Annotated in this window: 5 protein-coding genes; 2 read left to right on the forward strand and 3 right to left on the reverse strand. The window is 47.7% G+C overall.

The features are described 5' to 3' along the window. Nucleotides 1-442: 442 nt before the first annotated feature. Together B5D42_RS13785 and B5D42_RS13790 are read right to left on the reverse strand one after the other, a co-directional pair. The gene (locus B5D42_RS13785; RefSeq protein ID WP_078832111.1) at nt 443-1,726 is read right to left on the reverse strand and encodes a glucose-1-phosphate adenylyltransferase; all 1,284 of its coding nucleotides are present in this window, start codon (nt 1,724-1,726) and stop codon (nt 443-445) included. 31 nt (nt 1,727-1,757) lie between these two features. Then, nucleotides 1,758-3,170: a glycogen synthase gene (locus B5D42_RS13790; protein WP_078832112.1), complete on the reverse strand. Its 1,413-nt coding sequence runs from the start codon at nt 3,168-3,170 to the stop codon at nt 1,758-1,760. Nucleotides 3,171-3,334: 164 nt separating this feature from the next. On the opposite strand from B5D42_RS13790, the gene B5D42_RS13795 reads away from it, so the two are divergent. After that, complete coding sequence (locus B5D42_RS13795) at nt 3,335-4,312, forward strand: ROK family protein (RefSeq protein ID WP_078832113.1); 978 nt, start codon at nt 3,335-3,337, stop codon at nt 4,310-4,312. Between the two features lie 69 nt (nt 4,313-4,381). On the opposite strand, the gene smc is transcribed toward B5D42_RS13795, so the two are convergent. Further along, complete coding sequence (smc, locus tag B5D42_RS13800) at nt 4,382-7,903, reverse strand: chromosome segregation protein SMC (RefSeq protein ID WP_078832114.1); 3,522 nt, start codon at nt 7,901-7,903, stop codon at nt 4,382-4,384. 184 nt (nt 7,904-8,087) lie between these two features. On the opposite strand from smc, the gene B5D42_RS18005 reads away from it, so the two are divergent. Further along, nucleotides 8,088-8,295: hypothetical protein (locus tag B5D42_RS18005; protein WP_217698833.1), on the forward strand; the 208-nt coding region annotated here is incomplete at its 3' end.

Genomic DNA, 8,295 nt, shown 5'->3' on the forward strand with positions numbered 1-8,295 from the left:
CGCAGCACGCACTTGCTATTTCTGAAGCTATTATAAATTCAAACTTCAGGCGAGTGCAGCTTTTGGTTATTGGTTAATCATACCGATTTTACGCTACCTCCGCTGACGTCTCCCGCAGGGGACTCAGCGCAGCACGTACTTGCTATTTCTGAAGCTGTTTATAAATTCAAACTTCAGGCGAGTGCAGCTTTGGGGTCGCTCAGGCCGCTGGGCCTCTTCTTTGCGTCAGCGCTGCTTTGGCCTCTGCAAAGACTGGTAGATATATTTGTTATTAAAGTTTCCGGACACTCCTATGGCAATCTCCTGAAAGGACTCAGCTAGAGGCGCTCCTGCCATAATGAAGAAGTTTGCGATTTTACAACCTCACTCATCTCCCGTTGTTGGTCGCCTGACCAACATCAATTTGAAATATCAACCTATAACACCAGGTTGACGTTCAACTTCAGATCACAAAACCATCCGGTAATATGGCCAGCTTTTTTACCACCACAATACCGTCTTTTACTGTGTACAGCGGGTGATCCGTGTTCTCAAGATGGCTTCCGCCCATGATCTTCACATCATTTCCGATCCGGCAGTTTTTGTCGATAATGGCATCTTTGATATAGCAGCGTTCGCCGATACCCAGGCGGGGGATCCCTTTGCTTATATCCTGCTGCATTTCTTCAATCGTTTCATAATAATCGTTCCCCATTACATAAGTATTCAGGATTACAGTACCGTGCCCGATTCGGGAACGGATCCCTACCACACTCTGCTCGATCTTACTCGCATTGATGATAGAACCTTCTGAAATAATAGTCTTCTCCAGTGTAGTTCCGCTGATCTTGGCCGGCGGCAGCATACGCGCACGGCTGTAAACGGTTTTGGTATTGTCGAAAAGATTGAAAGGCGGAATATCCTGCGTAAGCGCAAGGTTGGCTTCGTAGAAAGAATAGATATTACCGATATCCGTCCAGTAACCATCATACTGGAAACTGGCTACTTTATAATTTTCAATGGAATCGGGAATGATCTCTTTTCCAAAATCTGTGGCATTCGGGTGCACTTCGTTCAATAACCTGAACAGGATCTCCTTGCCGAAAATATAGATTCCCATGGATGCCAGGTAATTCCTGCCTGCCGCCTGCATCTCGCTGCCGGTATTGCTTACCCACTGAGGCAGTAATTCTTTGGCCGGCTTTTCTATAAATGAAGTGATCAGGCTTTCCTCGTTGGTTTTAAGAATACCGAATTCTGGTGCTTCTCTTTCGTTTACAGGGATCGTGGCTATGGAAATATCAGCTCCTTTATCCTTATGAGCATTGAGCATATCGGTAAAATCCATCTGGTAAAGCTGGTCGCCGCTCAGGATCAGGATATAATCGAAATCGAGGTTAACAATATGCCTTAGCGACTGCCGCACCGCATCTGCCGTTCCCTGGAACCAGCCCGGGTTATCGGGTGTTTGTTCGGCAGCGAGAATATCTACAAAACCCGTACTGAATGCACTGAACAGGTAGGTATTCTTGATATGCTTGTTCAGCGATGCAGAATTGAACTGCGTAAGCACGAACATGCGGTTGATATTGCTGTTGATGCAATTGCTGATAGGAATATCCACCAGGCGGTATTTACCCGCAATAGGTACTGCCGGCTTCGACCTTGCAGCTGTAAGGGGGAAAAGACGTGTACCTGCACCACCGCCCAGGATCACGGCGAGAACTGATTTGGAAATATTGTTCATATATGTTGCTTCTATCTTGTTAATGCGCCTGTTACAGCACGGACTGGTACAATTGTATATATTGACTGACGGTGCTTTCCCAGCTATGGTCGGCATCCATCATTTGCTTACGCATTTTATCTATCTGCACGGTATCGCTGTAAACAGCAGCTGCGCGACTAATGGCATGATCAAGATCGGCCGCTGTAGCATGTTTGAAGCGGATCCCGAACCCGCCATCGCCCATATCTGTTACCGTATCACGCAAACCACCGGTATCCCTTACCATGGGTAATGTACCGTAGCGCATCGCATACATCTGGTTCAGTCCGCAAGGCTCTACCCTGCTCGGCATCAGTAAAAAATCCGCGCCAGCGTACAACAGGTGGCTCAATGCCTCATCATAACCGATCACCGCATGGAATATTCCTTTACGGGAAAGTGCCAGTTGCTGTAATTGCCATTCTATAGTGGTATCACCGCTGCCCAGCACCAGGAAAGATGCTTTGCCGGCAGTACTGCTGATGGCCATTTCTATGGCACCGGGAAGGATATCCGCCGCTTTCTCTCCCACCAGTCTGCCAATAAAGACAAACAGTGGTTTGGTACTATCCAGTCCAAACCGTTCGCAGATCGTTTGCTTGTTTTTCTTTTTGCCTTTTGCAACATCTTTCTTTCCGAAACGATCTGTGAGGTATTTGTCAGTTGCGGGATTCCATACTTCGTTATCGATCCCGTTCAGAATTCCCACACATTTACTTCTTTCATACTCGAACAAACGCTCCAGGCCTTTTGCACTCGTCCGCAGTTCTTCCATGTAACTCTTGCTCACGGTTGTAACCCTTGCCGCACACTTGATGCCTGAAGCGAGCGGGTTGATGTTTCCGTCCCAATCGAGCAGGCCCCGTTTCCACAGATCCCAGCGCGGAATATAGCGGCTTTTATCCCAGCTCATCCAGCCCTGGTATTCGGCATTATGAATGGTCAGTACCGTAGGAATGGCTGCCAGGTGCCTGAAATCATAACAATGCTGCATCATGAACGGAATGAGACCAGAGTGGTGATCGTGACAATGCACAATATCAGGCCGGTGTTCCCATTTACTGATCCAGTTTACCACAGCCACCTGGAAAGCAGTGAAGCGCTCCGTATCGTCTGCATAGCCATAGATCTTATGCCTGTCGAGCAGGCCATTGATATCCACCAGGTACAGATCAAAACCAAGTTTGTTGGTCTTTTCCTTGATCACGGTATAATCGAAGTGCCAGTCGCCCAGGTTGGCGGCGCTTTTAAAATGCACTTCCCATTCATTCTCGTAAAGGAATTTGGTCCGGTACATGGGCATGATCACTTTTGCCACATGCCCGGCACGGCACTGGTATTTGGGCAGCGCCCCTACCACATCTCCCAGCCCGCCTGCTTTTGCTACGGGATAACACTCTGCACTGATATGAATGATCTCCATGCCGGTCGTTTTGAATATTCGCTTTTCAAGTTAGGAACTAAAAGCTTTCCGTCAAATTCTACTTTTTAAAATGCGCAGGTCTTTAATTTCTCTTTATTTTACAGCCAGAAACTGCATTGCTTTTATTCCTTAATACTAATCAAGTACAGACCTAACCATTGCCAATGCCAAGAATAAAAACAAATTTTGAACAGCTTGCTGTAGGTATCGACATCGGCGGCACCAATACCAAATTCGGGATCGTAGACCGCGTGGGCAACCTGCTTTTCTCCAGTGAAATGCCTACCAGGGGCTATAACGACGTAAATCATTTCATTGAAGAAATGCACAAACGCGTGATGCCATTCATCGAACAGGCTGGTGGCGTAGGTCGGATCAAAGGCATCGGTCTCGGTGCCCCCAACGGGAATTATTATACCGGTACGATCGAATACGCGCCCAATCTTCCCTGGAAAGGCATTATTCCTTTTTCGAAGATGGTAGAAGATATCTTCCAGTTGCCCGTTGTACTTACCAATGATGCCAATGCAGCGGCACTGGGCGAAATGATGTATGGCGCGGCCAAAGACATGAAGGATTTTATCATGATCACACTCGGCACGGGTGTGGGCAGCGGCATTGTTGCGAACGGCAAACTGATCTACGGGCATGATGGCAATGCCGGCGAGCTGGGACACAGTGTGATCATTCCGGGAGGCCGTTTACATGAAGGAACCGGCAAAAGAGGATCGCTTGAAAGTTATGCTTCCGCCACAGGTGTATGCCTCACTGCTATTGAAATGCTCGAGAACAGTGATCAGCCAAGCATTTTACGTGAAGTGCCCAAGGACCAGATCGACTCTAAAAAAGTATATGAAGCCGCTATTGCAGGCGACGAACTTGCCAAAAGCATCTTCGAATTCACAGGTAAGATCCTGGGAATGGCACTGGCTAATTTTGTGATGTTCTCCAGTCCCGAAGCGATCATTCTCTTCGGCGGTCTGACCAAAGCCGGCGATATGATCCTGAAACCGACCAGGGAGCATATGGAAGAGAATTTACTGCCCATCTACCAGCATAAAGTTAAAATCCTGGTGAGCCACCTGAAAGAATCCGATGCAGCCATTCTTGGCGCTTCGGCACTGGTGTGGGATCTGAAATAATCATCCTCTTAAAATTAAAAACGGTCCCCGGAGTTTCCTGGGACCGTTTTTAATTTATAGTTGAACAGATCAGTTGGAAAGACTTCTGAAGTCTACCGGAACCAGTTTGCTTACGCCCGGCTCCTGCATGGTAACACCATAGATCACGTCTACAGCGCCCATGGTCTGTTTGTTATGCGTTACAATAATGAACTGCGAGTTATCGCTGAACTTCTTGATCATTTGTGTGAACTTACCTACGTTGGCATCATCCAGCGGCGCATCTACCTCATCCAGGATACAGAATGGTGCCGGTTTGATCAGGTAAATAGAGAACAGCAGTGCAGTTGCCGTTAAGGTTTTTTCACCACCGCTCAGCTGGGTAATGGATGAAGGCCTTTTACCTTTAGGCTTCGCGATGATATCGATACCGGTTTCGGCCAGGTTCTCCGGATTCACCAGGATCATGTCTGCAGTATCTTCTTCCGTGAACAACGCCTTGAACACTTTCTGGAAGTTCTCACGTACCTGGTTAAAAGTGTCGAGGAACTGCTGGTTTGCGGTGGCTTCTACTTCCTGGATGGTCTGCAGCAAGCTTTCCTTTGCAGAAACAAGGTCATTCTTCTGCTCGAGGATGAACTCATACCTTTTCTTCATTTCCGTATAAGCTTCAATGGCCGTCGGGTTTACTTCGCCCATATTTTCCAGCCTTTTCTTCATACGGTCGGAAGCAGCCTGCAGTTCTTCCACAGCAGTATCCGAGGTACGGGCCTGGTCGAGGATTTCATCGAGTTCGATCTTGAACTCAACGCTCAGACGCTCTTTCATCCCCGCCAGCTGCAGCTTCAGTTCATTCAGTTTATCCTTGATTTCGGTCACCAGGTGATCGATCATTTCCTTGCTCTTCACTTTATGACGCAGCTCGCTTTCTTTCTCCTGCAGGATATTACGCAGGTTGTAGTAAGCCTGGTCTGCTTCATTCAGTTTTTTCTCTTCTTCTTCTTTTTTACGTAACAGCTCAACCAGGAATGACTCTGATCCGCTCAGCGCTTCTTCTCCTTCCCGGATATTCACAGCGGCTTCAGACAATTGGGCTGTATTGCTCTGGATCTGCTGGTGCAGGTCGTTCAATTGGTTTTCCTTGAACACGAGTTCCTGTTTCAGCGAGCTGATCTTGCTCTGCTGGCGTGTCAGCTGCAGGTTACTGTCGTTATATTGAACGGATGCGTAATTGTATTCCTGTTCTGCGAGCTGGTAATCCTGCTCTACCATTTTCATTTCTTCTGCGGTTGCCTGCAACTGGTCGTTCAGTTCGCCCAGTTCTTCCCTCGTAGCGGAGATAGCGTCCTGCTCGTCCTGCAGCCTGACCTCGATATCTTCCAGCCGCTGCTGCGCGTTCTGCTGTGCGGCCTGCAGGTTCTCGATCCGGTTACGGGTAGCAAATACCTGGTTGGTGAGCTGGTTGATCTCGTTCTCCGTTTGTTTGATCGCGTGTTCTTTCAACTGTTCATTGAAGGCGATCACTTCGTTATGTCTTGCCTGAATATCCGCTTTCAGCTGGTTTACAACCGCTTCCTGCGCCACGATCTCTTCGTGTAATTTTTCGAGGTTTTTAGCGCGCCCGATCTTTTTTCCTTCAAACAAACCAACGCTTCCGCCGGTGAGGGTATACTTTCCTTTTACATATTTACCGGTTTTCTCCAGTACAACTGCGCCGTTGCTGTTGCTCAGCGCTTCTTCATTTTCGCCGATATATACATTACCCAGGAGATATTCCGCCAGCTGCCTGTACTGTGTATCCACTTCTATCACATCCATAGCGCGGATCGTATGTGGAGGCTGGTGGGTTTCCACTTTCACGTCGCCGAATTTCTCCAGCATGAAAAAGTTTGCCTTCCCTTTTTTATTGGCATCGAGGAGGTGCACTGCCTGTAAACCTTCTTCCAGGTTTTTCACCACATAATAGTTCAGGTACGGCTCGAGCACATTCTCTACTGCTGCGCGATATTCTTCCTTTACATAAATGATATCCGAAAGGATCGGCGCCTGGTGGTTCCAGGATGGGTTCTTATGGAGGAACTTGATACTCTCCGGATAACCTTCCATGGAATCGATCAGGCTTTTCAGCAGGTCGTGTTCGTTTTTGCGGGCATCCAGTTTACGGCTTTCTTCCGCGAGGCTGTTGCGTAATTGCTCCAGCTGTCCCTGCGTTTCGAAGATCTGCTCTTTTGTACGCTCGTGCTGCTCCTGCAGTTGCTGCAGGTCTATGCGTTTCCCTTCTAATGTTTCTTCTTTTTCTGCAAGCTCTATTGCCAGTTGCTGCAGCTGGTATTCGCGGTTCTGCTTCTCTTCCGCAAGCTGGGCATGGGCACGCTGCAGGTTCTGAATGGAAGTATCCGCTACGGCTACTTTTTTCTCGGCATCGAACTGGCTGCGCTGGATCTGCTGGTATTTTGTCCGGAGCACATCCACACCACTCCTTTTCTCATCAAAAATCCGGCGCTTTTCTTCGATATCCGTTTTGGCAGTATCTACCTTATCCTGCAATTCGCTGAGCCTGGCTTCTTCTTCGCCTACATGCTGTTGTGTATATTCGATTGAATCGCCGATGGTCTTCAGCTGCCCTTCCGCTTTCTCCAGGAAATCCTTCAGACCGGTTTCCTTTTCTTTCAGGTAATGGAGTTTCTGGGTAGCGAGGTTCTTTTCATTCTCCTTGCTTCTCAGTTGCTGCAGCAAATCGTTGAACTCCTGCTGCATGCTCTGCAAAGCCCTTTCTTTTTCGATAAAACCTACTTTCTCCTGTTCAATTGCCGCTTCTTCCGTTGCGATCTCAGCTTCGAGGCGAACCCTTTTATCGGTCTCCGTTTCCTGCTGCTCATTCAGTTCTTTGTAAGTAGTATTGAATCCTTCCAGCGAAGCTTTTGCAAGCTCTACTGAAATCTCTTTATAATCTTTTTTGATCTCGAAATACTTCTCCGCTTTCTTGGCCTGGTTCTCCAGGGTTTTCAGCTGGTTGTTGATCTCGAACAAAAGATCTTCGATACGCGCCAGGTCCTGCTCGGTTGCATCGAGTTTGCTTTTGGCCTCTTTCTTACGGGTTTTGTAAATAGTGATGCCCGCAGCCTGTTCCAGCATGCGGCGGCGGCTGTTCTCCTTGTCCTTGATGATATCATCTACCATTCCCAGTTCAATGATGGCATAACTGTCGGTACTTACACCGGTATCCAGGAAAAGGTTGTGAATGTCTTTAAGGCGACAGGTTACATCGTTGAGCCTGTATTCGCTCTCACCGTTCTTGTAAAAGCGGCGGGTTACGGTTACGGTACTGAATTCTGTAGGAAGGAGATTCTTTGTATTCTCGAAAGTAAGACTTACTTCGGCAAGGCCGCTCGGACTGCGGGTCTTGCTTCCGTTGAATACCAGCGCTTCCAGGTTCTCGCTCCTGAGTGCGGAGATCTTCTGCTCCCCGATCACCCAGCGGATACTATCTATGATGTTACTTTTTCCGCAGCCATTAGGTCCGATAATACCGGTAATCCCTTCGTCGAAACTTACCACCGTTTTATCGGCAAAACTTTTAAATCCTTTAATCTCTAATGATTTTAATCGCACTTGCTACCCATTTTAGTACCTGCGAACATACAGTAAAACGGCTGATTTCTGATAAAAACTATGGGTGCTGTGCATAATAGGTGGAGAAATTTAAAAAAATATACATGTGTTCTTTTTTCAATAATAATCGACTGATTTTTATGCGATTACAGAATCGGTTGCGGATTTAATAAAAAGGAGGAAAGTGGAAAAAATGCGTAGTTATCCACTTTTGCAGGGTGTTTCCCGAAGGGACAAGCGCAACACGCCCTTGTTAGTTCTAAAGCTATTTATAAATTCCAACTTTCTGGCGGGGCCGGCTTCTGGGTCGCTCAGGCCGCTGGGCCTCGTCTTTGGGTTATTGGTTAATCGTACCGATTTTACGCTGCCTCCGCTGACGTCTCCCGAAGGGG

Source organism: Sediminibacterium ginsengisoli (genome assembly GCF_900167075.1).
Taxonomy (GTDB): Bacteria; Bacteroidota; Bacteroidia; order Chitinophagales; family Chitinophagaceae; genus Sediminibacterium; species Sediminibacterium ginsengisoli.

Coding starts and splice junctions, on each gene's coding strand:
- B5D42_RS13785 (WP_078832111.1), bottom strand. CDS start 1,726: ATGAACAATATTTCCAAATCAGTTCTCGCCGTGATCCTGGGCGGTGGT.
- B5D42_RS13790 (WP_078832112.1), bottom strand. CDS start 3,170: ATGGAGATCATTCATATCAGTGCAGAGTGTTATCCCGTAGCAAAAGCA.
- B5D42_RS13795 (WP_078832113.1), top strand. CDS start 3,335: ATGCCAAGAATAAAAACAAATTTTGAACAGCTTGCTGTAGGTATCGAC.